Source organism: Bacillus sp. MRMR6 (genome assembly GCF_001940785.1).
In the GTDB taxonomy this organism is placed as follows: domain Bacteria; phylum Bacillota; class Bacilli; order Bacillales; family Cytobacillaceae; genus Neobacillus.
This window is the reverse complement of record NZ_MSLS01000001.1, coordinates 198,571-223,581: the sequence shown is the minus strand read 5'-3', so window position 1 is coordinate 223,581 and position 25,011 is coordinate 198,571. Positions and strand designations below refer to the sequence as shown.

Genomic DNA, 25,011 nt, shown 5'->3' with positions numbered 1-25,011 from the left:
ACAGGGTGATGTTAGTATCTTGCATAGCGGCTTATATTTAGAAGAACACCTATTGCCATTAGCATCAGAGTTAAGGATGAACCCCCATAGCTCAGGAATGGCAGGGTAATTCCTGTAACTGGCATTAAACCTGTTACAACCCCTATATTAATCATAACTTGAATAGCTACCATTGAAATGATTCCAACCGCTAGAAAGCTTCCATATAAATCGGGAGCTCCTAATGCAATTCGAATACCCCTCCATAACAATAATGCAAACAAAAGGATGATAAATGATCCACCAATAAAACCTAGTTCCTCTGATAATATTGCAAAAATAAAGTCAGTCTGAGGTTCAGGCAAATAGAAAAATTTTTGTCGACTCTCTCCTAACCCAAGTCCAAACAATCCACCCGGTCCAATTGCATATAGTGATTGAATAATTTGAAAGCCGCTTCCTAACGGGTCTTCCCAAGGATCTAGAAAAGATGTTATCCGCTTAATTCGGTAAGGTGCTGAGGCAACCAATGCGATAAAACCAGCTAATCCTAATAGTCCTAAAAACGCGAAATGGCCAATTCGAGCCCCTGCAATAAAGATCATGACCACACAAGTCCCAATCATTACAGTACCTGTTCCTAAATCAGGCTGGAGCATTATAAGTGCAAAGGCAGTAAATACTAGTCCAAGTGATGGAACAAGTCCTTTTTTAAAGGAAGTAATGAGCTTTTGTTTTTCAGATAAAAACTTTGCTAAAAATGCAATCATCGCTAATTTCATAAATTCTGAAGGCTGAATAGAAAACGCTCCAATACCAATCCAGCTTCTTGAACCATTCCGAACATTTCCGATTCCCGGAATCAGAACGAGAATTAATAAAACAAAGCAGACAATCAGAATGACTTTAGACCACTCTCTCCAAGTCCAATAATTAATATTCATAATAAAAAACATGGCAGCAATTCCAACACCCGCAAAAAGTGTCTGTCTTTTTGCAAAGAAGAAGGAATCATCAAACTTATATTCGGCCCAGACAGCACTAGCACTGTAAACCATAATAAGTCCCACTGCCAATAGCGTTAATGTTACAATTAATAAAATAAGGTCAGGAGTCGTTTTTTTTGTCGGCACTACTATACACCTCAACAACAAGTTTTTGGGCTTTGCAGTCTCCGTACGTATTTTACTGTCTAGTTGCAGCGGCTAGGGGCTCGGGTCATAAGCTCGTCTAGACTCGCGCCCCTGGGCACTAAGGAAAGCGCCTTAGAATGATCCTCGCAAAAACAAGCTGTGCTTGTTCCGAAGCCGCCTCATGTTTCTGTGGACAAGCCCTTATTTAAGCTTATGCACGGCATCGATAAAAATGTCTCCCCTGACTTCAAAAGTTTTATATTGATCCCAGCTGGCACACGCTGGAGATAATAAAATGACGTCTCCTGGTTCAGAATACCGATATGCAACAGGCACAGCCTTTTCAACATTATCGACACGCTTTATCAGATTTATTCCCGACTCCGCAGCAACCCGCTCTATTTTTGCTGCTGTTTGCCCAAAGGTTACAATTGCTTTTACGTGCTTTAAATAAGGTTTTAACTCATCAAATTCATTTCCTCGATCCAGTCCACCCGCTAAGAGAATCGTAGGTTTGTTAAAAGCGCTCAGTGCCTTAACGGTAGCTAGAATATTCGTAGCTTTTGAGTCGTTATAAAATTTCCGATCATCCATTTCTGCTACAAACTGAAGGCGATGCTTTACACCCGTAAAAGAACGCAGTACTGCCTGAATATCCTTGTTACCAACACCCGAAAGCTTTACTGCAGCCATACTTGCGAGAATATTTTCAAGATTATGTACACCAGGCAAAGCAATGTCATCGATGAGCATTACCTGTTCGCCATGAAAACAGATCCAGCCATCACGTATATCAGCACCCGCACTAAGTAGTTTAGTTGTTGAAAAAGGTACAATGACCGCTCTTGACTCCTTGGTAATCTCCATCACTTCTTGTTGATCCGCATTAACAATCAAATATTCTGTTTCAGACTGATTTTTAGTAATATTCGCTTTTGCCTTGGTATATTCTTTTCGCGTTCCATGGTAATCCAGGTGGGCATCATAAAGGTTAGTAATGATCGCAATTTTCGGATTAAACGTAGTAACTCCCATTAATTGAAAGGAAGATAACTCAATGACAATTAAGTTCTCTTCTGTCGCTTCCTCAGCGACACTAGATGCAACAGTTCCGATATTTCCAGCTATTAAAGGCTGTTTTTGTCCTTCCCTTAACATTTCGTATATTAGCGTCGTTGTTGTGGTTTTACCATTTGTGCCTGTTATGCCAATGAATGGTGCTTCTGAAATTTGGTAGGCTAGTTCAACTTCAGTAATGACTGGAATCCCTTTTTTGACAGCACCTTCAACAATTGGATTTTGATATGGTATCCCAGGATTTTTCACAATAAGTTCGAATCCATCTTCAAGGAGTTCAACAGGATGTTCACCACAAATTACTTTAATTCCCTGTTCTAAAAGCCCCTGGGCTTCTGGATTCTCAGAAAGAGGCTTCTTATCGTTAACAGTGACAAAAGCACCAAGCTTATGTAAAAGTGCAGCAGCAGTTACCCCGCTTTTTGCTAACCCGAGTACAAGTATTTTTTTATGACGATATGTTTCGATCTTCTTCAATTACAACCACACCTCAATATAGATACCAAGTATCGCGAATATTAATCCAACACTCCAAAACGTTACAACAACTCTCCATTCAGACCAGCCAACAAGCTCATAATGATGATGCAATGGGCTCATTCGAAAAATCCGTTTCCCGGTGGTTTTAAAAGATATTACTTGCAAGATAACCGATAATGTTTCAATAACAAAAACTCCCCCAATTATAACAAGTAGCAACTCTAGCTTGATTAGAATCGCTATTGTTGCAATTGCTCCTCCAAGAGCTAAAGAACCGGTATCTCCCATAAATACCTTTGCGGGATGGGCGTTAAAAACTAAGAAACCTAAAACAGCCCCAGCAACTGCGACAGAAAAAATTGCGACCTCAATCTGAGATTGGTTCCAAGCCAGAACGGCAAAAGCACCGAATGCAATCGCAGCAGTACCTGAAACAAGACCGTCAAGTCCATCTGTTAAATTGACTGCATTTGAGAAACCAACAAGCCAAAAAGTGATAAAAAGTACAAAAAACCATCCCAAATCAATGGTATAACCACTAATTGGTACAGTAATGACTGTAGGAAAACCATTTTGTTTATATATAAGATAAAAAATTACAGAAATAATAATTTGTCCTAAAAGTTTTTGTTTTGATGTTAAGCCAAGATTTCGTTTCATCACTACTTTTATGAAATCATCAAGAAAACCTAAAAGCCCAAATCCTAAAGTCACCAGTAGCATCAAATAGGTTTTCACAGTTGGCTCAGCAAATTTCCCTGTCATGACGAGGGTAGTGAGGATAATGGAAAATAAAATCATAATTCCACCCATTGTAGGTGTCCCAGTTTTCGCCTGGTGGGATTTAGGTCCTTCTTCACGAATGCTTTGTCCAAATTTCAATCTTCTTAAGAAGGGGATAAAAATTGGAGAAAGCAAGACCGTTATAAGAAAGCCCATCAAGATTGTGAAAAAAATAACTTGCTCCACCATTTTATTCCCCTCCTTCTTCTTTTTTACTTGAGCGAATCTTTTCCAGCATTACAGCTATATCATATGTTTGTTTATTTTCTTTGAGAAGTTCTTTATTAAAAAGTACAAAATTTGTTATTTTCATCTTATCTATTCGTTCTCCATCTAATTTTTGAATATAGGTTTGCAACAGTCTGCCTGCTGCTATTATTGGATCATCTGTAAAGAAAACAGGAAAGTGGTTCGGGGTATAATGCGGTAATTCTCTTTGGCGGTCCCAAATCACGGCAATTGCACCGTTTGCAATTGCCTTTAATAATTCTCCTGATTCCTCGTTCAACGGCATAAAAACCCCTCTTTGCTGAGGAATATCAGCCCTATCACAGACTATATAGTACTCATGGTCTGCCTCTTTGATCCCCGTTCTATCAACAAACATTGCAGATAAATCGTTAAAGGCTAAATACATTCCTATCTCCCCTCGATTGCTTTCCGAGCAACCACTCGGTCATCAAAATCAAATACATCCTTGCCAATAATTTGATAGGTCTCATGGCCTTTTCCGGCAATTAAGATGACATCACCTGCAGAAGCACGCTTGACCGCTGCATTTATTGCTTCCTCCCTATCTGGAACAACGATGTAATCCTCTCCTTGTACTCCATTCTCCATATCTTTCAGAATCTCGATTAAGTTTTCACTTCTTGGATTATCTGATGTGAAAATAGGATTCGTTGCATACTTACAAGCAATTGCTGCCATTACAGGGCGCTTTGTTCGATCACGATCCCCCCCACAACCGACAACGACAAATATCCTTTTCTCAGCAAATTGCTGAATGGTTTTTAATACATTTTCTAGGCTGTCAGGAGTATGAGCATAGTCGACTACCACTGTAAAATCTTGACCTGCATTAACAAGTTCAAATCTCCCAGCTACTCCTTTTATATTCTCTATCGAGGTGATAATTTGATTTATCGGTATTTTAGATACATATGCAGCAGCAATGCTTGCCAATACATTATATACACTAAATTTTCCAATCAATTGCATCTGAACGGGGTGATTCTTTCCCTCCATTACTAAATCAAAGGAGGTTCCTTTTGATGTCAATTTAATATTCCTAGCTAAGAAATCAGCATCTTGATCAATTCCATATGTAACTACATGTGCTGCAGTTGATTTTCGGTAATCTATGGAGGAGGGGTCATCCGCATTCAAAATCGCAAACTTTGGGTTAGATAGGTTAAAAGTGTTTCCAAGCTGGGCAAACAATAACCCTTTTGCATACTTATACCCTTCCATTGTTTTATGATAGTCAAGATGATCCTGAGAAAGGTTCGTAAACACCGCTACATCGTAGTCACAACCGTGAACTCTCCCGATATGCAAGGCATGTGAGGATACCTCCATAACAGCCACATCCACTTTTGAATCTACCATCTGCTGAAAACTCTTTTGCAAAGTTAAACTATCGGGGGTTGTATTCTTCGTTTCTATAATACGTTCGGCGATTTTAGTATACATAGTGCCAATTAGACCAGTTCGATGATTTGCTTCTCTGAAAATACTTTCGATAATATGACTAGTAGTAGTTTTCCCATTGGTACCTGTTATTCCAACTAAATGCAACTTTTTACTAGGTTGACCATAATAGGCATCAGCAAGAACAGCTTGAGCTCTAGTAGTATCATTAACGGTTATAACTGGCACCGGAAGAGTTAGTGGGCTCTCAGCAATAATTGCAGCTGCACCTTTGTTAACCGCAGACTCAGCAAAGTCATGTCCATCAACCGTATATCCTTTTATACAAACAAATAAGCTTCCCTTTTTAACTTTACGATCATCGTTTTCAATTGAATCAATCTCAGGATTATCACCGCGGTAAGGAACAAGAAGGTGCAAATGTTCAAGTAGTTCATTAAGCTTCATCGTCTCATATCCCCTTATGACTTTTACTTATACCACCAGATAACAGTATTCACCATAAAAGTCCTCAGTTGAAAGTTTCATCTTATTTTACATGAAAATAACCTATAATGCTATTTTATCTTTCCATATTACCTTATCCTACAAAACAGGCGGCGGAAAATTTTCCGGCCGCCTAAAAACTTACTACCCTATTCCTTTTTATTAAAGTAAAGCCTAATAGTTGAACCTTCTTCAACTTTTGAACCAGGAGCAGGCGACTGACTAACGACAACATTTCCTTCCCCGCTGGCATCAATTTTTAAATTTAATAGTTGCTCCGTTATTTCCTGCTTAGAAAGACCTGCTAGGTCAGGCAGGGTAATTAATGGAACATCAGGCCATTTTAATTTTTTTTCAATTTGGTCTTTCCTAGGTTCTACCCCCATGGCTCTCAGCCCATCATTCATAATTGCACCAACAATAGGGGCAGTAACGGTACCACCAAAGGCAAGAGTTCCTTTGGGATTATCAACGGCCACATAGACGACTATTTGCGGGTCATCAGCAGGGGCAAATCCCATAAATGAAACGATAAAGTTATTTTCCAAGTACCTTCCGCCCTGGGCTTTTTGTGCCGTTCCTGTCTTACCTCCAACCCGATATCCATCAACAAAGGCTTTTCCGCCTGTTCCTTGTGCAACGACACTTTCTAAAGCGCGTCGTATTTCCTTGCTGGTTTCCTCAGAGATTACCCTTCTTTTCTCCACAGGTGTATTTCTCATTACAACTTCTTTAGTTACTGGATCGATTAATTCCTTAGCAATAAATGGCTTATATAGAATCCCTCCATTTATTGCCGCAGAAACAGCTGCCACCTGTTGCATCGGCGTAACAGAAACCCCCTGTCCAAAAGCAGTTGTTGCTAATTCAACAGGACCAACACGCTGCAAGTTAAACAGGATCCCCGTTCCTTCGCCCGCTAAATCAATTCCAGTCTTTTGTCCAAAACCAAAATCTTTCACATATTTAAATAGAGTATCTTTCCCTAATCTTTGACCTAGCTCTACAAAACCAGGGTTACAGGAATTTTGAACAACCTCAAGGAATGATTGACTTCCGTGCCCGCCTCTTTTCCAGCATTTCAGTCTGGCTCCAGCCACTTCAACAGAACCCTTATCATGAAAATGCTCTTTCTCTAAGTCAACTTTTCCTTCTTCCAATGCAGCTGCCAGTGTAATGATTTTAAAGGTAGATCCTGGTTCATAGGTAGACCATACAGGTAAATTTCGATTATACACCTCTTGTGGTACATTTCGAAAGTTTGCTGGATCAAAAGTCGGTCTGCTTGACATGGCTAAAATTTCGCCATTGTTTGGGTTCATTGCAATCGCAATAATACCATCCGGATTATAGGTAGCCTGTGCGATATCAAGCTCTCTTTCGACAATGGTTTGAATTTTCGTGTCAATGGTCAGTTTAAGATCAAGACCATCAACCGGATGCTCGTAATCATCAGCCATATCATCCATGCGTTCACCTTTAGCATTGGCATAGAACTTAACAGATCCTCTTTCACCGTTTAGTTCCTTGTCATAAAAAAGCTCTAAACCCATTAACCCCTGGTTGTCCACTCCAGCAAAACCGAGAACATGAGAAAGATAACTTCCGAATGGATAATGTCGTTTTGAGTCTTCACCAATGTAAATACCTTCAAGTCCTAATGCCCTGATTTCCTTAGCTTTTTCGTGTGAAATTTTTCTTCCTTCTTTGATTCGAACGATTGATTGACCTTGAGTAATCTGTCGATAAGCATTTTCTTTTGACATATTTAAAACGGCAGATAATTTATCAGCTGTCCCAGCTGGATCTTTAATCTGTCTCGGAACAACCCAGACTGTCGGGGCACTGACATTTGTCGCTAACGCCACTCCATTCCGATCTACGATTTCTCCACGTTCAGGCTCAAAAGGTATATTTCTGCTCCAAGAACCCTTTGCTTGGCCTGTCAGCATATCCCCAAGAATAAATTGTACATACCCTAGACGAACATCAATAATCAGGAAAATAAGAAATCCGACAAACATTGCCACCATTAACCGTTTCCTAACAGTTACATTTGAAACACGCATATTATGAACGCTTCCTCCCTTAACCCGTTGCATGGGTTTCTACCCCCACACTTGGAGGTTTCACTTATCTTCGTTCATTTATATGCTTGTACTCATTTGATTAGAACGCTTATACAGTTTGATCTCTTAACTAATCCCGGATTAGTTCCTCTAGTTCTTGTTCGCTATCATTTAATTCTTCTCGTTCAGCTTTCAGCTTTTCTTCGGGTGTTTTTAATTCAACAATTAAGAAATCATTTTTCCTTAATAATGCACCCTCTTCAATATTTTGTTTCACCACATAACCGCTGCCAGTGGAATTTAATTTTAATCCAGCCACCTTTGCAATCTTCATTACGTCTCTAAGTGACCAGCCCGCCATATTCGGAGCAGTTAAATCACCTTTTGTTTGTAAAACCACTTTCTCCCCCTCAAGAACGGTTGTACCCTTGACAGGAACCTGAGCGATTATTTCAGCTCCTGAACCTAGCACTACTGGGACAATTCCCTGTTCATTTAAGTATTGGATGGTTTCTTGAATGGATTTGCCTGTATAATTTTCAAGCTTCGTTGATTTCGAAATCTCTTGAACGGAAGGCTGTATGTTTAAATAGTGGAGGCTATTCTTCATGACAGAATTAAAAATCATCGAAACAGGAATAGAGCCGTCACCGTAATAATTTATATCTGGCTGTTGGACTGCTACATAGACAATCAATTCGGGATCATCCTTAGGAGCCATTCCTAAAAAAGAAAAGATGTAATTATTAGCTCCTGTCAAGTATCCCTTAGGGCCGGGAATATTAGCTGTTCCTGTTTTTCCGGCTACACTATAACCTTCAATCTGGTAACGATTCCCTGTCCCTGTCTCTGTATTCGTTACGACAGTTTCAAGTATATCTCTAACTTCCTTAGCAGTTTCAGCCGAAATCGGGGTAGAAACAACCTCGGGCTCTGATTGATAGAATACTTCATCTGAATCATGGCTGACTATTTTGTCTACTACCTGCGGCTTCATCATTTTCCCATCATTCGCTATAGCTGTTGCCGCTTGAATCTGCTGGATAGGGGTAATTGCAGTACCATGTCCGTATGCAGTGGTTGCCTTTTCAATAGGGTAAGTAAACTGAATCTTTCCTGATGTTTCAAAAGGCAGGTCGATGCCTGTGGTACGATCAAACCCAAATTTTGTTAAATACTCGCGAAATTTTTCAAATCCTAATTTTTCTGCTGCAATCTTCGCAAAAGCAACATTGGAGGACCTTTGTACCCCCTCAAGATACGTAATGGTTCCCCACCCGGTACGGTTATGATCATGAATCGGAGTATCTTTAGGTGTTACTTTGTAAGAGCCAGATTTAAAATATTCATTTGGGTTAAAAACATTTTCTTCAATCGCAGCTGCAAGCGTAAATACCTTCATCGTCGAGCCGGGTTCAAAGGACGTTTCAATCGCTTCATTATGCCAGCTGTTATTAATGCCCTCTTTTGTTTTTGGGTGGAAAGACGGTCTTTGACCCATTGCTAAGATTTTACCTGTTTTAGGATCTGCTACAATTGCGATAATCTTGGCAGGTTTATATTCTGTTACTACTTTATTCATCGCATCTTCTAAGAAGGTTTGAATTTTTTTATCAATATTTAAATAGACGTCATTTCCATTTTGAGCTGGAGTTATTTTTTCTTTTCCATCCGGAAGTAAATAGCCCCATAAATCACTGTCATAGTTTATTTTTCCTTTTGTCCCTGTTAACTCATCATTTAACGTTTTCTCAATTCCCATTTTGCCGACATATTGATAAGATCCATCCTCTTCATCAATTCGGTCAGCATAACCAATTAAGTGCGACGCAAAAATACCATTAGGATAGAAACGTTTTGAATCACGTTTAAACGTGATTCCTGGTAATTTTAATGCATCAATTTCTTCTTTTGTTTGATGTGAAATATCTCTGCCAGCTCTGCCAAACTCAACCTGTACTTTGTCTTTTGTTAAGATGCTATAAATCTCTGATTCTTCCATTTCAATAAATTTTGACAGTTCACTTGCTGTAGTCTTAAGGTCTGTGACATGCCTAGGCTTTTTTTCGTTTGTCGTCATTTTCTCATCTAAAACGGCGATTAACGTGTAGGCAGTGGTATCCTCCGCAACAACTTCGCCTTTACGATCATAAATCACTCCTCTTACTGCTTCAAGGTAGCCTTCTCTGCTGTATTTTTGCTGTGCCTTTGCAGCAAGCGGCTGTGAACCTACTTCACCTGTAAATTGTATGGAATAGTATCTAAAGATTAATATAAAAAAGAGCAGGCCGAATATTACAAATAATATCGCTGCTCCGAGATTCATATTTGGCTGTTTCTTGTTCATTTCTCCTGCACAACCTTGACGTTATTTTCATTCAAAACAAGTCCCATTTGTTTCGCTTTGTCCCATATCCGCTCATACGTACTTAATTCTTTCACTTGAACCTCTAAATCACTATTTACCTTTTGCTGCTCAACGACCTGGGATTGTAATGTTTGAATCTCTTTATTTACCTGATAAATTTCCGCTTGATTCGAGATGAGTTGGACAGCTCCAAAGCAAACCATACCTGTAAAAACTAATCCAATTATTTTTTCACCTGGAGTAAGCCAGTACTTTTTAGTTTTTACGATACCTCGTTCTTCAACAGTCCTTTCTACTTGTTGCTGTTGCTGAAATTTCCTGGCAAGATTACTCATTCTTTCCCCTCCAGATTTAATTTATATATAGTGTTTATAGTTTTTCTGCAATACGAAGTTTCGCAGAGCGTGCTCGATTATTTTGTTCTAATTCCTCGTCAGAAGGAAGTATTGGCTTTCTGGTAATCAACTTTAAAATTGGCTTAAACTCGTCAGGAATAATTGGCAAGCCTGGAGGAAGGTTAGGAATTTCACTAGCCTTCTTAAAAGTTGCCTTACAAATTCGATCCTCTAAGGAGTGAAAAGTGATCACACTAATTCTACCTCCTTGATTAGTCAGCTCGATCGCTTGCTGTAAGGATTTCTCAAAAACAGCTAGTTCATCATTCACCGCGATCCTTATTGCCTGAAAAATTCGTTTCGCAGGATGACCGCCTTTTCTTCTAGCAGGAGCGGGTATCCCCTCTTTAATAAGGTCAACCAATTCAAACGTTGTTTCAATTGGTTTTATTTCTCTAGCTTTCTCAATTTTCCGAGCAATTTGCTTTGAGAATTTTTCTTCACCATAACGGAAAAAAATCCTCACCAAATCCTCATACGCCCAATGATTAACCACATCATACGCTGAAAGCTGTGCCTCATTGTCCATTCTCATGTCCAGCGGAGCATCATGATGATAACTAAATCCTCTTTCAGGTGTATCTAATTGTGGAGATGACACGCCAAGGTCATACAAAAGTCCATCTACCTTAAAAACACCAATGTTCTCAAGCTCTTCTTTAAGATGTAAGAAATTACTTTTAATAATGGTAAGTTGACTTCCATATTCCGATAATTTCTCTTTTGCATTTTCAATGGCTACTTCATCTTGATCAAAGGCAAACAACTTACCCTTTTCATTAAGTTTCGAGAGAATGAGGGAACTATGACCCGCACCACCTAATGTACAATCAACGTAAACGCCATCCGGTCTAATATTTAACCCATCAACGGCCTCTTTTAATAAAACAGTAGTATGTTCAAACACTTTATCACCTTTTCCAATAAACGATATATAACAGAATAGAATTATACTAACATAATTTGTCCATTATATATCAAACCCAATCATATTTTCTGCAATTTCAGCGAAAGATTCTTCTGACTGTGAAAAATAGTCTTCCCAAATCTGCTTACTCCAAATTTCAATTCGATTGGAAACGCCCAAAATTACACATTCTTTTTCTAATTTAGCATATTGAAGCAGTGGTGCTGGGATGTTGATTCTTCCTTGTTTATCAAGCTCGCTTTCTGTAGCTCCTGAGAAGAAGAACCTAGTAAACGCACGGGCATCTTTTTTAGTCAGTGGCAAGCCTTTTAGTTTTTCCTCTATTAGCTCCCACTCAGACATTGGGTAACCAAATAAACATTGATCTAGACCGCGTGTGATAATAAACATTTCGCCTAGTTCATCGCGGAATTTTGAAGGCACTATCATCCGGCCTTTGTTATCAATGCTATGATGGTATTCACCCATGAACATACCCGGTACCCCCACTTTCTATATAAAATGTACCACATTCCCCCACTTTCCTCCACCTATTTTTTACTTATTCGTTCCGATTTCTCTAAATCCTCTTAAAACTTGTAATTTTTCTCAAAAAAAGAAACCTCACTTTAATAAGTGAGGTTCCTCTATATTCTTATTACCTTATGACGACCGTCAAACTCGAAAGGAAGGTCCATAATATTATTAACTAATTCCGGCCCGTACAGATTTAAATAATTGAATATATTCCACACCCGCTCTTGTGGGAAGCCGTCTGGGCGGAGTGAGAAGTCTATTCGAGTAAACTTATTCAAGATCACATCGTGCTGTAATCTGACCGAATCCTCAATTTTTTTCTCCATAAATCCAATTTGCTTTAGCAAATAGTTTTCATTCTTCTTGATCAGAGGTAGTAAACTCCTGTCGATTTGATTTGCCTTCTCCTCAATGATTCCATATTGTTCTAAAAGCTGTGTTTTAACCGCTGAAAACAAATCCACTATTTCCTTATCCTTAATTGAATCTAAAAACGCTTCTTTTTCCTCCAGTGTTCCCCTGATTAGGATTGAATGTAAATCTAATTGCAATTCGTTGACATCCGTTTCAATTGACCGGTCTAGGAATGTGATATTTAGCCTAGGGACAATCGGCGGCAGTTTTAGTTGAAAATGTTCAAAAACAAGTTTTAATTCTGCCCAATATGATATTTCACCTGGACCAGCGATAAACGCTAGTGTTGGGAACAACCACTCCTGCATTAATGGCCGAGTTACCACATTATTACTAAGCTTAGCTGGGTCTTGTAGTGCAATATCCACTAACTCATCCTTCGTAAAGGAAATGACTCCACCTTTCCCCACAAAGCGATTAAGATTTGGGTCAAAATCAAGCAGAATTCTTTCGTTCAGCCGCTTATCATAATAAAAAAGGTTGGCCGCTTGTTTATGTGTTTCTATCGTAATCGGGAACCCTGACTCTCTAATCACTGCTTGTTGCTCGAGTAAGAAGCTGGTAATGGAATCATGTTGCTGAATCTGCTGGGTTAAGTATTCCTTTTGCAGCTGACGGATGCCTGAGTCTCCAGAATCCACAATGAGCAGTCCATAATCCTTAAACAAGTCCATTACAATATTTGCGAAGAATTCTACAAAGGTAGAAGATTTCTTTACTTGTTGCTCAGCAAATGCTAACAAGTTCTTTGTATACTTTGTTTCACCAAAGTTTTCAATTAAATTCTTCACCCAAGTTAGACAGACATCTTGATTAAGTTCAATATCTGACACCATAATCTTTTGAAATACCTTCTCTGGATAGGTCCATTTATCTACCTTTTGTTGATGATTAATGAAAACATGATTTACTTCTTGAAAATCGTGGTCTTCACCTGCAATCCAAAATACCGGTACTACAGGAACACCCAATTGCCTTTCCTTTTGTTCCGCTAATTTAACTATTGAGATAATCTTATGTATTGAATAAAGTGGTCCTGTTAAAATCCCTGCCTGCTGACCCCCAATGACGACAACACTATTTGGCTGTTTTAATTTATCAAGAGAATTTTTCACCGGTTTTGAATTTGAAAACCGCTCCATATAACCTTCAATATGGGCAGCAACTTCATCGCGGGGAAAATGGCGTTTACTTAATTCATTTAATCTTTTTTCATCTTCTAAAGTGTCATTAAAACGATAGTGAAAAAAGGGCAATATTTCATTAGAATGCTCGAGGTAACAGGATGCAAAACGGTTTGTAGCTGATAAAGAGAGATTTAAAACCTCCATTAAGAACTTCCTTTCTGATAAAGTGAAACTTCATCAGTGGGGGTTTTCTTGATCTTCCACTGATGGTTAGTTGAACTAATCGGGCTTTTACGGGCAGTTATCCCCCACCTAGAAAATTCTTGTTTTCACTCATTATCTTGAGGTGGGGGTCTTACTGCCCGTTAATGCGGGATAAAACAGTTTCGTTCATTTGAGTATAGCACTAACCTCGAAAATAAAAAAAACCTTTGCTTATGAAAAAAATGTAAAGGTAAATGCACGGTGTAGTAACCCGAACACTGTAAGGGTGAAATAGGCTAAAAAAAAGAAAAGGAAATTAAATCTCCAAAAACCTTTAAAAACCTTACTGAAATCAATTTCACCTTTAACCTTCCAATGGATAATGGCAAAAGCCATTGCAATTATGAGCATAAATAGTACGATTAACCAGAGAAATGATTTTCCCCAAATAGTAATGATTAGAAAATGAACAGCTAATATAAACAATAATGTTGAATAATCAAAAGCTTTATGCAAGGAACTGCGGAGATTATTTGTAATGACTCTAGCAAGAATAAAAATTAGAATAAATCCTAAAACTGGGATCGTTAAAAAAATGGCTATCAGCATGGAAATAACGCTTGTCAATCAGAATCCCCCCTATCCTTTTCTTTTCCTTTTACCAAATAATAATACCCCTCTGTTACGATTGCTTTTTTTCCATTCCTTTTGGCCTCGGCTAATATAAACCCTAGGATTGCATCTACCTCTGTTCTTCTATTTTTCTCTATATCTTTTAGCATGGAAGAACGGTTATCAGCTGTTCTTTTACAAATATTGATTATATTCTTCAAATGCTCATCAGGATTCGTAAGATTTAGTATGACCGAAATCTCAGAAAAAAAGGCTGTTAATGCCTTATAGTAGAATGAATTATTGACTAACTCACCATTATTGACTCTAAGAATTGCTGTTAGCGGATTAATCACCGCATTTGCGATTAGTTTATTTACTAACATGTCATAGTAATTGTCCTTTATCGTAATAGGAAAATTTGTAGGAGCAAGGCTTACAAATCGACGAATAAGGGTACCATCTCCTTTATAGACAGCTATATTCATAACGCCTTTGCCATGATGAAGGACTGTATTTTCGTTTTCTTTGACTGCTCCGTGCTCTACGGATCCGATCAATATAGTATTCACTTGAAGAGTTCTTAGCAGTTCAAGATGTGACATCCCGTTTTGAATAAACAATATCGCTGACACGGGGTTCTTTAAGTCATTAATCTTTTGGATGATTGATTCAAGCTGATATTCCTTTACAGCAACAATCATTAATTCCTCTGTGCCTTGCCATTCAGAGATCGGATAAACACTAAGTTGCGTTCTAGTTATTAGTGAACCCGTTTTCAAAAATAGTCCATTCTGTCTAATTTCTTCTGCTTGGCCATCTGTTCTAGTATAAAGCGTTACTGAAAAAGCACTACTTAAGTAAGATGCAAATAATAAACCAAGAGAACCAGCACCAACAATTGCTATATTCATGAACTACCCCTCATTTTACCTCTACTTTTATACTATTTTAGCAGAAGGTGTCGGGAAATTGTAGAACGATTACAAAAAAGAAAAGTCCCGTTTCGTGAACGGGACTTTTCCTTTTAGACCGGATAAACAGGGTGCTTACGGTCACTAAAGATGACTTCCTTTGTTTCATAATATGAAAATCTTTGAATTAATACATTTCTCAGCTCTGAAGCAGCAACTATTTCATCTACTATTAATTCTGAACCAAGCTTATAAATGTCGATATGTTCCTTATATTCCTGCTGTTTCTCCTGGACAAACCTTATTCGTTCTTTAGGATCTTGAATTTCGTTAATCTTGTTTGAATAAACCGCATTGACTGCAGCTTCAGGACCCATTACAGCAATTTGTGCTGTTGGTAAAGCAATACAGCAGTCAGGTTCGAATGCAGGTCCAGCCATTGCATATAATCCTGCTCCGTATGCTTTCCTGACAATTACTGAAATTTTTGGAACGGTAGCAGAGCTCATCGCAGCAATCAATTTTGCACCATGTCGGATAATCCCAGCACGCTCTACTTTTGTTCCAATCATAAACCCTGGTACATCCGCCAGGAATAATAAGGGAATATGGAAAGCGTCGCAAAGCTGGATGAATTTTGCTCCTTTATCAGCAGAATCGACAAAAAGCACTCCGCCCTTTGATTTTGGCTGATTAGCAATGATACCAATCACTCTACCATCGATTCTAGCAAATCCAGTTATTAACTCTGCTGCGAATAACTTTTTAACCTCATAAAAACTACTCTGATCGATAAGCCGGTCAATAGCCTCATACATATCAAAGGGAGCATTTTGATTTTCAGGAATAATCGCTTCTAATTCACGACCCTCCTTAGGGGGCCTTGACTCGGTTATGATTGATTTCCCCTTGAAACTTGCTGGAAAATAACTGATATATCTCTTTGCAGATTCAATTGCTTCTTCTTCACTGTAGGTAAGGACATCCCCACAGCCACTGATTGTGCAGTGCATCCGTGCTCCGCCCATTTCTTCAAGCGTTACTTTTTCTCCAATTACTTTCTCAGCCATCCTTGGAGAGCCAAGATACATAGAGGCGTTCTGGTCAACCATAATAACAATATCACAAAAAGCTGGTATATAAGCCCCGCCGGCTGCTGAAGGTCCAAATAAAATACAAACCTGAGGGATCATTCCTGATAACTTAACTTGGTTATGAAAGATTCGCCCCGCCCCTCTGCGATTAGGAAACATTTCTAATTGATCTGTTATTCTTGCACCAGCAGAGTCGACAAGATAAAACAAGGGGACCTTTAGTTTTTCTGCTGTCTCCTGAATTCTTATGATTTTCTCAACTGTACGTGCTCCCCATGATCCTGCTTTAATCGTTGAATCATTTGCCATGACACACACCGTCTGCCCATTGATTTTCCCAACAGCGGTTACAACGCCATCTGCAGGCAAATCCCCCGCTGTAACATTAGCAAACTTGCCATCTTCTTCATACTTGCCATCATCAAACAATAAATCTAACCGGTCCCGAACAAACAGTTTATTTTGTTGTTTTAGTTTTTCGTGATATTTTGGGTGTCCCCCAGCATCTATTTTTCCCTTTGTTTCCTTTAGTTTCCCGTTTATGGTATTAGCTGCAGCCACAATTTATCCTCCTCAAGACTTCTATTCTAGTACAATTAGAACATCTTCTTCGTTGACAAAGTCACCTATATTTACTTTTACTTCCTTTACTACACCTTCCACCGTGCTCTCAATCGGTATTTCCATTTTCATTGATTCTAGCATCAAGACTTCCTGCCCTAAACTGACCTGATTCCCAATCGACACAGAAACATTTAAAACGGTTCCTGCCATGGATGCATTAATTACCTTCATAGATTATCTCTCCTTATTTAATTAGTGTTTCTTATACTTTCCTATTAGCTAAAAAGCTTGTAGTATACTGGCCTGCTCTGAATTCAGGGATTGATAATATGTCAAGGAAAAGTGGTACATTGGTTTTTATACCTTCTAGCTTCATTTGTGAGAAAAAATACTCTGCCCTTGCTAGGACAATCTCCCTTGTTTCTCCATGGAAGATGCACTTTGCAACCATGGGATCGTAAAAGGGTGTTACTGTGTTTCCTTTCTCATATCCTGAATCAATTCGTACCCCCTCAGTTTGTTTCCATTCTAGCTTGGTTATTTTACCTGGTGAGGGCAAGAAACGGATGGGATCCTCAGCATAAAGCCGGAATTCCATAGAGTGTCCAAATGACTGAATTTCCGTCTGTAACAACGGCAGTTTTTCACCACGTGAAACTAGAATTTGCCATTTTACTAGATCTAGTCCCGTGATCATTTCGGTAACAGGATGTTCGACCTGAAGTCTAGTATTCATTTCTAAAAAATAATAATTTTCTTCTCGATCGACAATAAATTCAATTGTTCCTGCATTAGTGTAATCAACTGCTTTAGCCGCTTTCAAGGCTGTTTCGTATATTTTCTTCCTTGTTTCATTAGACAAAAATGGAGAAGGAGACTCTTCAATAATTTTTTGATGTCTTCTTTGAATGGAACAATCTCTTTCAAATAAATGAACGATGTTGCCATGGTTGTCACCAAATATTTGAACTTCAATATGGCGGGCATTATCGATAAACTTTTCTAAAAATACTTCATCCGACCCAAAGTACGTCAATGCTCTTGTTTTGGTAGAGGTAAAAGACTTAATGAGCGCCTGCTCATTTTCACAAAACACCATCCCAATTCCACCCCCGCCGGAACTAGCCTTTAGCATCACTGGATATTGGATTACTTCAGCCAGTTTGCAGGCTTCTTCAACGGTCTTCATCCCTTGGCTATTCCCGGGTACAACAGGCACACCAGCCTGCTCCATTATGGTTCGTGAGACAATTTTATCGCCCATCTTTTTTATTGTTTCCGGTTTAGGGCCAATAAAGGAAATGCCTTCTTTAATAACTCTTTTTGCAAAGGCGGCATTTTCAGATAAAAACCCATATCCTGGATGAACTCCGTCAACCTGCTCAATTTTGGCAATCTCTAAAATTTTTTCTATTTGTAAATAAGATTTATTTACAGGCGGCTCCCCTACACAAACGGCTTTAGTAGCTGCTTTCACAAATGGCAACTCTTGATCAGCCTCTGAATAGATTGCAACCGTTTCGATTCCCAACTCTTTACAGGTTCTTATAATCCGAAGAGCAATTTCTCCCCTATTCGCAACTAGAATTTTTTGCACATGTTTTCCCCTTTCATCATGTTTCTAGCTTCAATCAATTTATTTCTACAACCTTAAATGAATATCCTGCTATTTTTGAAAACGCTTTCCCAAAGATTATATAAAGAATTTTTCGTTTATTTGTTATATAATGAAATAAATTAATTAAATTCTTTTCAAGATTAAGTCATCTCCATATTTATTCAGTAGTTCATGAATATATACGATTGATGGTTATCATATTTTAAGGAGGCTAGTTTATGGGCTTTAAGGTAGAAAAGTTGAGAGTAAATTTCAAAACGCTAGAGGAATTTAAAAAGTTTAAGGAATATGGTATCCAAGAGTTATCAATGTCAGAGGATTTAGAAGCCAATATGGTAGATAATGATAGTGAGTCACCTTTCTACGGAATATATTTTGGTGACAAATTAGTAGCTCGTATGAGTCTTTATCAAATTGACGAGAAGTTTGACCGTTATTTTTTTCCTCCACAAAATTACTTAGAATTATGGAAGCTTGAAGTACTTCCTGATTATCAAGGTAAGGGCTATGGTCAAAAGCTGGTCGAGTTTGCCAAAAGCTTTGGCTTGCCTATAAAGACAAACCCACGTGTAAAATCAAATGATTTTTGGGGGAAAATGGGTTTCATAAATGTTGATTATGAAATGGACCGGGACCGTGGTGAAAACCCGCTTGTATGGTACCCTGAAGGTGTCGAGGCACAACAAAAGAATTAAAAAAGCGGACTTCTGTCCGCTTTTTCCTATTTTTCAACTCTTTCCAAATTACCATTTTTATCCATCTGGAATCTAACCTTTTGCTGACGATCTTCATCCTGAAGGACAACCATTTTTCGTGCCCTTTCCATAATTTCAATTAGTGAACGGTAATCTTCTTCAATGGCTCGTAAGTTTTTGGTGAGTCTTTCATTTTCGGCTACAAGAGAATAGACTTTCTTTTCTAGGTCTTTAATTTTTAAATATGACTTTTCTTTTGCCTCTTCATTACTTGCAGAATCCACTGCCCTTTTATTTAACTCCTCTAAGAAATGAATAACACCAGTGAAAGTAATAGGATCTCCCTTGGCTTTATTAGGCTGTATATCTTCACTCGGCAGAAATTCCTCAGTTTTAATCCCTACTTCGTTAGTAACGGTATGTTTCTTCAACTCCTTGCGCTGTTTCTTTGCTAGCTCAATACCAGATTTATATTGCTTTCTTACAAAAGAATTCCATCGAAAACCACAGGCTGCTGATGTTCTTGAAAGTTGTTTTCCTACTTCTTCAAATGCTTGAAGCTGTGTCCCTCCTTCACGGATCTGTCTTAACACAACTTCAGCCAGTAATAAATCTTCATCTTGGGACCATGCATCTTGGCGTGTTGGTGACATCAGTATATCCCTCCTAGTGTTTTTATTCATACATATGCATCTACTAGAAAAGATAGACTGCTGACAGTTTGTCTTTTATTCGGTATTCTGTGTTTTTTTATTAATAAATCTGTTAACTTGTTCAATATGTGTTTCACTTTCCCATAGAACTGCACAATTCATTACTTCTTTTTCTATTCTTTCACGCAGCCCCGTTTCTTCCCATTTCCTAATCCACATCATTTTATATGATTCTAAAACCGTTAAATCAATGGATAATAACCTTCTAAGATAGCGCTCACATTCTAGCACTGAATCTTGATTATATACTTCATTAATAAAGCCAATATCTCTCAAGGTTTCAGCAGTATAGATTTCTGCCTCCATAAGCAGTTTCATGCTAGTTGAAGAAGAGAGTTTTTCTGTTAAAATGGATCCTCCCCCCCAGCCTGTTGTGATCGCCTGATTTCCTTGGACAAATCCCGCTTTAATCCCTTCTCTAGCTATTCGAAAGTCACACGCTGCAGCCAGTTCACAACCACCGCCAATCGCAGCCCCGTTCATTAGGGCAATCGTCGGCTTTGGGCAAATTAGGAGCGAATAAAGAACAGTAGCCATCTTAGAGAGCATCGCATATGCAGCTTCTTTTGTTTTAAGCAAATGGAAAACTGATAAATCTCCTCCGGAACAAAAAGCCCGGTCCCCTTCACCGGTGATAACAAGTGCTTTAATATCTGTCTGTTTTGCCCTGTTGATTGCTTCTGATAACCCATTCATTACATCATAATTAATGGCATTCCTAGTTTCACTTCTCCTAATCGTAAATAACAAATAGCCCTTTTCTCTTATTTCGATTGTATAGGCCAAGGATTCATCCTCCCTTTTAACTTTTTAGATATATTATGTATAAGAAAAGTCTGATTGTAAACGACAAAAGCACAAGGGGTTAATATCCCTTGTGCTTTTTATCCTAATGGAAATTAGTCGTTTACAACGTCTTTTCCTTTGTATGTTCCGCAAGCTTTACATACGCGGTGAGTAAGTTTCATTTCACCACAGTTTGGGCAACTTACCATACCAGGTACGTTTAATTTGAAATGTGTACGACGTTTTCTTTTTGCCGTTTTAGAAGTCCTTCTAAATGGTACAGCCATTCTTCCCACCTCCTTAAAGATTATAAGAAAGTAATGAAGGCCAGGAATGCTGGTTCTTCACTTTGCTTCTTGTTTTGATGATTAGATTTACGAAGAAGAATTGTTTTCGTCAAAAAACTTTGCAAGTCCTGCGAGTCTTGGATCAATCTTTTCAGAACGATCCTTATCGTGAACTACTTCCCAATCCTTACCGGATTGCGGAGCCGCGTCATCACGATTAACATCATCACAGAAAATCTGCATTGGAACTTCAAGCAAAAGGATTTCTCTAATGACTGGCATTAGGTCCACTACATCACCTTTTACTTGATAAACTTCCTCTTCAGTATCGTATTCTGATCCTTGCAAGAGGAACGTTTCAGTTGTTTCGACATTAATTGGAAGTTTAACATCCACTAAAGTACGAGAACAAGGAAGTATTAAATGACCTTCTATTTTTAAATGAAATGTCACTTTTGTTGAATCGATATCCCCCCGACCCGTAATATGCATCGGTGAGATTTCACGTATAGATGAGTCAGTTTCCTTTATCTCCTCATCTACTCGTACTATATCATCAATCAAAAAATCCTTGTTTCGATATTTTTGTAACTGACTTAATGTCCATTTCAATTGAATCACCCCAAGGCAACAAAGGTAATTATAGCCTTCGATTATATTTTTGTCAATGTTTTTTCTTTACACCTATAAAGCGGTTTACATTTAGTACTTTGTCATCAAACATATCCTTATAATAGTTTACCCAGAACCTTTCATTTACAATCCCATGCCAGCTGTATCACAATAATTTCTCCTTTTATTGGCATTTTTGTTATACTAAGAAAAAATATCCTATTTAACGAGAAAATAAAAGGAGATTATGAATGAATGAAAGCTGTTGGTGTAATTGTTGAGTATAATCCTTTTCATAATGGACATGACTTTCATCTGCAAGCTGCTAAGGAAGCTGCTCAAGCTGACTTAGCCATTGCTGTTATGAGCGGAAATTTTCTTCAACGGGGTGAACCTGCTCTTGTTTCAAAATGGTATCGAACAAAAATGGCTCTCATGAATGGCGTTGATTTAGTAGTTGAACTTCCATACCAATTCGCTACCCAAAAGGCTGAAACCTTTGCAAATGGTGCAGTTTCTATTTTAAATGCAATTGGCTGCGATTCACTTTGCTTTGGAAGCGAAAGTGGAGATCTCACTACTTTCTTACAAACCATTAAATACCTCGAAGAACACCGGACACAATATGATGAGAAAATAAAAATGAATATCAAAACAGGTGTAAGTTATCCTAAAGCATTATCGTTGTCTTTTCAGTCTTTGTCAAGTACCGAAAATCTTGTAAGATTAGACCAGCCTAATAATATTCTTGGTTACCACTATATAAAAGCGCTTAAACAGCAAAAAAGTTCGATGGTGCCCATAACGGTCAAAAGAAAAAATGCCGACTACCATGATGAACATTTTGCAACGGAGACGATTGCTAGTGCCACAAGCATCAGAAAGGCATTATTCTCTCCTGAAAAAGATTCAAGTATTATTCAGCAATATGTACCCGCGGCAACAAGTCAGCTACTAAAAGAATACATACAACAGTACGGCACTTTTCACGAATGGGAGAATTATTGGCGTTATCTGCAATTCCGCTTACTTCAAAGTAACCCTGATGAACTTAAAGATATCTATGAGGTAGAGGAAGGAATCGAGCATCGGATTATTTCTGCTTCCCTTCATGCCTCAAACTTTAGAGAGTTTATGGAGAATGTTAAAACAAAGAGATATACCTGGACAAGGCTTCAAAGAATTTGTGTGCATATATTAACGAATACAAAAAAAGTTGAAATGAAGATGGGTTCTGAAAGGGCCACCTATATAAGACTCTTAGGTATGTCCTGCAAGGGAAAAGAGTACCTAAATAAATATAAATCAGAATTTGACCTGCCGCTCATCTCTAAGTTATCATCATACAAACAGCCAGATATCTCACTAGATATTAGAGCTTCCCGAATATATTCTCTTGGCTTAGCGGGGGGCATGGCTGCAAATGGATTATTACAGCAAGAATACACTCAGCCACCTATCTATGTGGATTAAAAAAGAAACTCGCTTGGGCGAGTTTCTTTTTATTTCATTGGCAGTTTCTTTAAATAATTTACAGCATCATCAAAATCATCCACTGGAATTATTTTCATTTTAGATTTTATATCCTCAGCAGTCTTTAATGCTGCTTGATAATTACTGCCGCTATTTCCGTTTTCATTAGGAGCGAAAAAGATATCTGCACCAGCCTTATCCGCCGCCACAATTTTTTGTTCAATCCCTCCAATGGGGCCAACTATCCCCTCCGAATCAATTGTCCCAGTCCCAGCAATTCTATAGCCTTTCGTAAGGTCCTCTTTCGTTAATTGATTATAAATTTCTAATGAGAACATTAATCCAGCTGAGGGACCACCGATTTCGTCAGTATTTACCGTGATTTCTGGTTTAACGATAATTTCCTTATCATCTACCAAAGAGATGCCTATTCCCACTTTATTCGGATTGTCTTTAAAAGGCTGTACATTTACATTAACTGTTTTGGTATCGTTTTTCCTATTAACGGTAAAGGAAAGCTGATCGCCAGCTATTTTCTTACCAACATAATCAATAAATTCTGCAGATGAAGTAAGTGGTTTTTCATCAACCTTTATTACATGGTCTCCTGGAAGTAATTTTCCTTCTGCAGGCATTCCAGGAATAACCTGTACAACGTAGATTCCGTTAAATTTATAATCAACGGTTATTCCTGCTTTTTTATAAGCTACTTCAATGGCATTCAATTTAGAACCTGACATGGCATGAAGCTGTCTTGCATTATATTCCTCAGGTGATTCAGTATCATGTAATATTGCTTCTAGAGGATAGATCTCCTCATAATCAAAAAGCATTGCTTCAATATAAGAGTAAATATTTGCCCGCCCCATTCTTACTGTTGTAAGCATAAAACTTCCCTTGCCATCGAAACCATCTTCAACTTGGATAATTGGTTCTAGTTCTTTGGCCATTCCTGGCTTTGAGACATAATAGGGCAGAGAATAAAATACCCCGCCAATCATCAGTAATGAAAAAAGAATCATCGAGCCTATATATATTTTCTTACGCATTACTGTAACCCCTTCCAACTCTCAATTGAGCTTTTTATCTCTTCAAGGTGTTTATATGTTTCTTCTTCACCAAGTTTAATAATTTCCTCTATATTTGTAAAAGCTCGAGAGCTATATGTTTCTACAGGAGGTCGAATCATGATGTCCGAAGCAATTGCCCGATTATTGATGATTTCTTTTTGCATAATGTCTATGCTTTGCATAATCACATCATAAATGGAAGTCATCTCAGCATTTCGCTCTACTCCAGATACATCTACTGCAATAATAAAATCAGCACCCATCTCCTTCGCTACGGATACAGGAACACGGTCCGAAACACCGCCATCAATTAAAATCCTGCCGTTGTATTTTTCAGGAACAAATATGCCTGGAATGGATATACTTGCTCTCACTGCTTCCGCTACAGGACCTTGTGTAAAAACGACCTTTTCTCCCGTCAATAAATCAGTTGCTACTATTCCAACAGGGAGATCCAACTCTTCAATGTTTTTACCATGAGTGAAAACTTTTATAAACTCTTTTACACGCTTCCCGGCGATAAACCCCATCTTTGGAACTGTAAAGTCCAAAAAGTATTTACGCTTAAAGGCAGTAGATAATTTATATAAGTGGTCAATTTCGATACCTGCTCCATAAAAACTGCCTACTAGAGCACCCATACTGCTGCCAGCGATTAGATGAATGGGGATCCCCGCTTCCTTAAGTACCTTTATTACCCCTAAATGGGCAAACCCCCGTGCTCCCCCAGAACCCAGCACCAGCCCGATCTTAGGTTGATCCATCTCCCTCACTCCTTTTTTACAGTACATTAAGCCCTCGGTAGGACAATCTTTATATATACAAAATCTCGTTCAATCTTATGGTCTAATTTAACTTTCTATGAGTATATTTATTTTATATGGTGACAGGGACAAGGTGTAACGAATCACATTAATAAATATTATTATTTTATCATTCATTTTCCAGATTGCACAATGAA

General features: G+C 38.3%; 24 protein-coding genes. 2 read left to right on the top strand and 22 right to left on the bottom strand.

Features of this window, described 5'->3' with window-relative positions:
• Positions 1 to 11: 11 nt before the first annotated feature.
• From spoVE to BTR25_RS01115, 16 genes are all read right to left on the bottom strand, one after another.
• Positions 12 to 1,112: a stage V sporulation protein E gene (spoVE, locus tag BTR25_RS01190; protein WP_075685312.1), complete on the bottom strand. Its 1,101-nt coding sequence runs from the start codon at positions 1,110 to 1,112 to the stop codon at positions 12 to 14.
• Between the two features lie 201 nt (positions 1,113 to 1,313).
• Entirely contained in the window at positions 1,314 to 2,666 is a 1,353-nt protein-coding gene (gene murD / locus BTR25_RS01185) for a UDP-N-acetylmuramoyl-L-alanine--D-glutamate ligase (RefSeq protein ID WP_075685310.1), read from the bottom strand.
• A complete protein-coding gene (mraY, locus tag BTR25_RS01180) occupies positions 2,667 to 3,641 on the bottom strand; it encodes a phospho-N-acetylmuramoyl-pentapeptide-transferase (protein WP_075685308.1) in 975 nt (324 codons plus the stop codon).
• A 1-nt stretch (position 3,642) separates the two neighbouring features.
• On the bottom strand, positions 3,643 to 4,089 hold the full coding sequence (locus BTR25_RS01175; RefSeq protein ID WP_075685306.1) for a hypothetical protein: 447 nt from the start codon (positions 4,087 to 4,089) through the stop codon (positions 3,643 to 3,645).
• A 2-nt stretch (positions 4,090 to 4,091) separates the two neighbouring features.
• Positions 4,092 to 5,552 carry a UDP-N-acetylmuramoyl-L-alanyl-D-glutamate--2,6-diaminopimelate ligase gene (locus tag BTR25_RS01170; RefSeq protein WP_075685304.1) on the bottom strand — a complete coding sequence of 487 codons (1,461 nt, stop codon included), beginning with the start codon at positions 5,550 to 5,552 and terminating at the stop codon, positions 4,092 to 4,094.
• A 188-nt stretch (positions 5,553 to 5,740) separates the two neighbouring features.
• On the bottom strand, positions 5,741 to 7,660 hold the full coding sequence (locus BTR25_RS01165; protein ID WP_075685715.1) for a stage V sporulation protein D: 1,920 nt from the start codon (positions 7,658 to 7,660) through the stop codon (positions 5,741 to 5,743).
• A 130-nt stretch (positions 7,661 to 7,790) separates the two neighbouring features.
• A complete protein-coding gene (locus tag BTR25_RS01160; RefSeq protein WP_075685302.1) occupies positions 7,791 to 10,007 on the bottom strand; it encodes a penicillin-binding protein in 2,217 nt (738 codons plus the stop codon).
• Positions 10,004 to 10,363 carry a cell division protein FtsL gene (gene ftsL, locus BTR25_RS01155; protein ID WP_075685300.1) on the bottom strand — a complete coding sequence of 120 codons (360 nt, stop codon included), beginning with the start codon at positions 10,361 to 10,363 and terminating at the stop codon, positions 10,004 to 10,006. Before ftsL ends, BTR25_RS01160 begins: the two co-directional genes overlap by 4 nt.
• A gap of 34 nt (positions 10,364 to 10,397) precedes the next feature.
• On the bottom strand, positions 10,398 to 11,330 hold the full coding sequence (rsmH, locus tag BTR25_RS01150; RefSeq protein WP_075685298.1) for a 16S rRNA (cytosine(1402)-N(4))-methyltransferase RsmH: 933 nt from the start codon (positions 11,328 to 11,330) through the stop codon (positions 10,398 to 10,400).
• A gap of 63 nt (positions 11,331 to 11,393) precedes the next feature.
• Positions 11,394 to 11,825, bottom strand: coding sequence for a division/cell wall cluster transcriptional repressor MraZ (mraZ, locus tag BTR25_RS01145; RefSeq protein ID WP_075685297.1), 432 nt, complete (start codon positions 11,823 to 11,825; stop codon positions 11,394 to 11,396).
• Between the two features lie 152 nt (positions 11,826 to 11,977).
• A complete protein-coding gene (bshC, locus tag BTR25_RS01140) occupies positions 11,978 to 13,612 on the bottom strand; it encodes a bacillithiol biosynthesis cysteine-adding enzyme BshC (RefSeq protein WP_075685295.1) in 1,635 nt (544 codons plus the stop codon).
• Positions 13,613 to 13,843: 231 nt separating this feature from the next.
• Positions 13,844 to 14,239 carry a DUF3397 domain-containing protein gene (locus tag BTR25_RS01135; RefSeq protein WP_075685293.1) on the bottom strand — a complete coding sequence of 132 codons (396 nt, stop codon included), beginning with the start codon at positions 14,237 to 14,239 and terminating at the stop codon, positions 13,844 to 13,846.
• The gene (locus tag BTR25_RS01130; protein WP_075685291.1) at positions 14,236 to 15,138 is read right to left on the bottom strand and encodes a 2-dehydropantoate 2-reductase; all 903 of its coding nucleotides are present in this window, start codon (positions 15,136 to 15,138) and stop codon (positions 14,236 to 14,238) included. The genes BTR25_RS01135 and BTR25_RS01130 overlap by 4 nt, the downstream gene beginning before the upstream one ends.
• Positions 15,139 to 15,251: 113 nt before the next feature.
• The gene (locus BTR25_RS01125) at positions 15,252 to 16,793 is read right to left on the bottom strand and encodes an acyl-CoA carboxylase subunit beta (protein ID WP_075685289.1); all 1,542 of its coding nucleotides are present in this window, start codon (positions 16,791 to 16,793) and stop codon (positions 15,252 to 15,254) included.
• A gap of 21 nt (positions 16,794 to 16,814) precedes the next feature.
• On the bottom strand, positions 16,815 to 17,027 hold the full coding sequence (locus BTR25_RS01120; protein ID WP_075685287.1) for a biotin/lipoyl-containing protein: 213 nt from the start codon (positions 17,025 to 17,027) through the stop codon (positions 16,815 to 16,817).
• Between the two features lie 31 nt (positions 17,028 to 17,058).
• Positions 17,059 to 18,393 (bottom strand): acetyl-CoA carboxylase biotin carboxylase subunit, encoded by a 1,335-nt coding sequence (locus tag BTR25_RS01115; RefSeq protein WP_075685285.1) that lies wholly within the window; start codon positions 18,391 to 18,393, stop codon positions 17,059 to 17,061.
• A gap of 239 nt (positions 18,394 to 18,632) precedes the next feature.
• Between BTR25_RS01115 and BTR25_RS01110 the strand changes: the two genes are divergently transcribed.
• Positions 18,633 to 19,109 carry an N-acetyltransferase gene (locus BTR25_RS01110; protein ID WP_075685283.1) on the top strand — a complete coding sequence of 159 codons (477 nt, stop codon included), beginning with the start codon at positions 18,633 to 18,635 and terminating at the stop codon, positions 19,107 to 19,109.
• Positions 19,110 to 19,135: 26 nt separating this feature from the next.
• Here BTR25_RS01110 and BTR25_RS01105 read toward each other — a convergent pair whose 3' ends face one another.
• The 4 genes from BTR25_RS01105 to BTR25_RS01090 all read right to left on the bottom strand — a co-directional run bounded on the left by BTR25_RS01105 (position 19,136) and on the right by BTR25_RS01090 (position 21,507).
• Positions 19,136 to 19,762, bottom strand: coding sequence for an RsfA family transcriptional regulator (locus tag BTR25_RS01105; protein ID WP_075685281.1), 627 nt, complete (start codon positions 19,760 to 19,762; stop codon positions 19,136 to 19,138).
• A gap of 75 nt (positions 19,763 to 19,837) precedes the next feature.
• A complete protein-coding gene (locus BTR25_RS01100; RefSeq protein ID WP_075685279.1) occupies positions 19,838 to 20,608 on the bottom strand; it encodes an enoyl-CoA hydratase/isomerase family protein in 771 nt (256 codons plus the stop codon).
• Positions 20,609 to 20,721: 113 nt separating this feature from the next.
• The gene (gene rpmF / locus BTR25_RS01095) at positions 20,722 to 20,895 is read right to left on the bottom strand and encodes a 50S ribosomal protein L32 (RefSeq protein ID WP_026574777.1); all 174 of its coding nucleotides are present in this window, start codon (positions 20,893 to 20,895) and stop codon (positions 20,722 to 20,724) included.
• Positions 20,896 to 20,982: 87 nt separating this feature from the next.
• On the bottom strand, positions 20,983 to 21,507 hold the full coding sequence (locus tag BTR25_RS01090; protein ID WP_075685277.1) for a YceD family protein: 525 nt from the start codon (positions 21,505 to 21,507) through the stop codon (positions 20,983 to 20,985).
• Between the two features lie 255 nt (positions 21,508 to 21,762).
• Here BTR25_RS01090 and BTR25_RS01085 point away from each other — a divergent pair, with 255 nt between their 5' ends.
• Positions 21,763 to 22,980, top strand: coding sequence for a nucleotidyltransferase (locus tag BTR25_RS01085; RefSeq protein WP_075685275.1), 1,218 nt, complete (start codon positions 21,763 to 21,765; stop codon positions 22,978 to 22,980).
• A 29-nt stretch (positions 22,981 to 23,009) separates the two neighbouring features.
• On the opposite strand, the gene BTR25_RS01080 is transcribed toward BTR25_RS01085, so the two are convergent.
• Together BTR25_RS01080 and BTR25_RS01075 are read right to left on the bottom strand one after the other, a co-directional pair.
• The gene (locus tag BTR25_RS01080) at positions 23,010 to 24,029 is read right to left on the bottom strand and encodes a SepM family pheromone-processing serine protease (protein WP_075685273.1); all 1,020 of its coding nucleotides are present in this window, start codon (positions 24,027 to 24,029) and stop codon (positions 23,010 to 23,012) included.
• The gene (locus BTR25_RS01075; protein ID WP_175596683.1) at positions 24,029 to 24,823 is read right to left on the bottom strand and encodes a patatin-like phospholipase family protein; all 795 of its coding nucleotides are present in this window, start codon (positions 24,821 to 24,823) and stop codon (positions 24,029 to 24,031) included. Before BTR25_RS01075 ends, BTR25_RS01080 begins: the two co-directional genes overlap by 1 nt.
• Between the last annotated feature and the right edge of the window lie 188 nt (positions 24,824 to 25,011).

Bases quoted from the DNA above. Each gene is read 5' to 3' on its own strand.
- mraY (WP_075685308.1), bottom strand. From the start codon at position 3,641: ATGGTGGAGCAAGTTATTTTTTTCACAATCTTGATGGGCTTTCTTATA.
- BTR25_RS01175 (WP_075685306.1), bottom strand. From the start codon at position 4,089: ATGTATTTAGCCTTTAACGATTTATCTGCAATGTTTGTTGATAGAACG.
- BTR25_RS01170 (WP_075685304.1), bottom strand. From the start codon at position 5,552: ATGAAGCTTAATGAACTACTTGAACATTTGCACCTTCTTGTTCCTTAC.
- BTR25_RS01165 (WP_075685715.1), bottom strand. From the start codon at position 7,660: ATGCGTGTTTCAAATGTAACTGTTAGGAAACGGTTAATGGTGGCAATG.
- BTR25_RS01160 (WP_075685302.1), bottom strand. From the start codon at position 10,007: ATGAACAAGAAACAGCCAAATATGAATCTCGGAGCAGCGATATTATTT.
- ftsL (WP_075685300.1), bottom strand. From the start codon at position 10,363: ATGAGTAATCTTGCCAGGAAATTTCAGCAACAGCAACAAGTAGAAAGG.
- mraZ (WP_075685297.1), bottom strand. From the start codon at position 11,825: ATGTTCATGGGTGAATACCATCATAGCATTGATAACAAAGGCCGGATG.
- bshC (WP_075685295.1), bottom strand. From the start codon at position 13,612: ATGGAGGTTTTAAATCTCTCTTTATCAGCTACAAACCGTTTTGCATCC.
- BTR25_RS01130 (WP_075685291.1), bottom strand. From the start codon at position 15,138: ATGAATATAGCAATTGTTGGTGCTGGTTCTCTTGGTTTATTATTTGCA.
- BTR25_RS01120 (WP_075685287.1), bottom strand. From the start codon at position 17,027: ATGAAGGTAATTAATGCATCCATGGCAGGAACCGTTTTAAATGTTTCT.
- BTR25_RS01110 (WP_075685283.1), top strand. From the start codon at position 18,633: ATGGGCTTTAAGGTAGAAAAGTTGAGAGTAAATTTCAAAACGCTAGAG.
- BTR25_RS01105 (WP_075685281.1), bottom strand. From the start codon at position 19,762: ATGTCACCAACACGCCAAGATGCATGGTCCCAAGATGAAGATTTATTA.
- rpmF (WP_026574777.1), bottom strand. From the start codon at position 20,895: ATGGCTGTACCATTTAGAAGGACTTCTAAAACGGCAAAAAGAAAACGT.
- BTR25_RS01085 (WP_075685275.1), top strand. From the start codon at position 21,763: ATGAAAGCTGTTGGTGTAATTGTTGAGTATAATCCTTTTCATAATGGA.
- BTR25_RS01080 (WP_075685273.1), bottom strand. From the start codon at position 24,029: ATGCGTAAGAAAATATATATAGGCTCGATGATTCTTTTTTCATTACTG.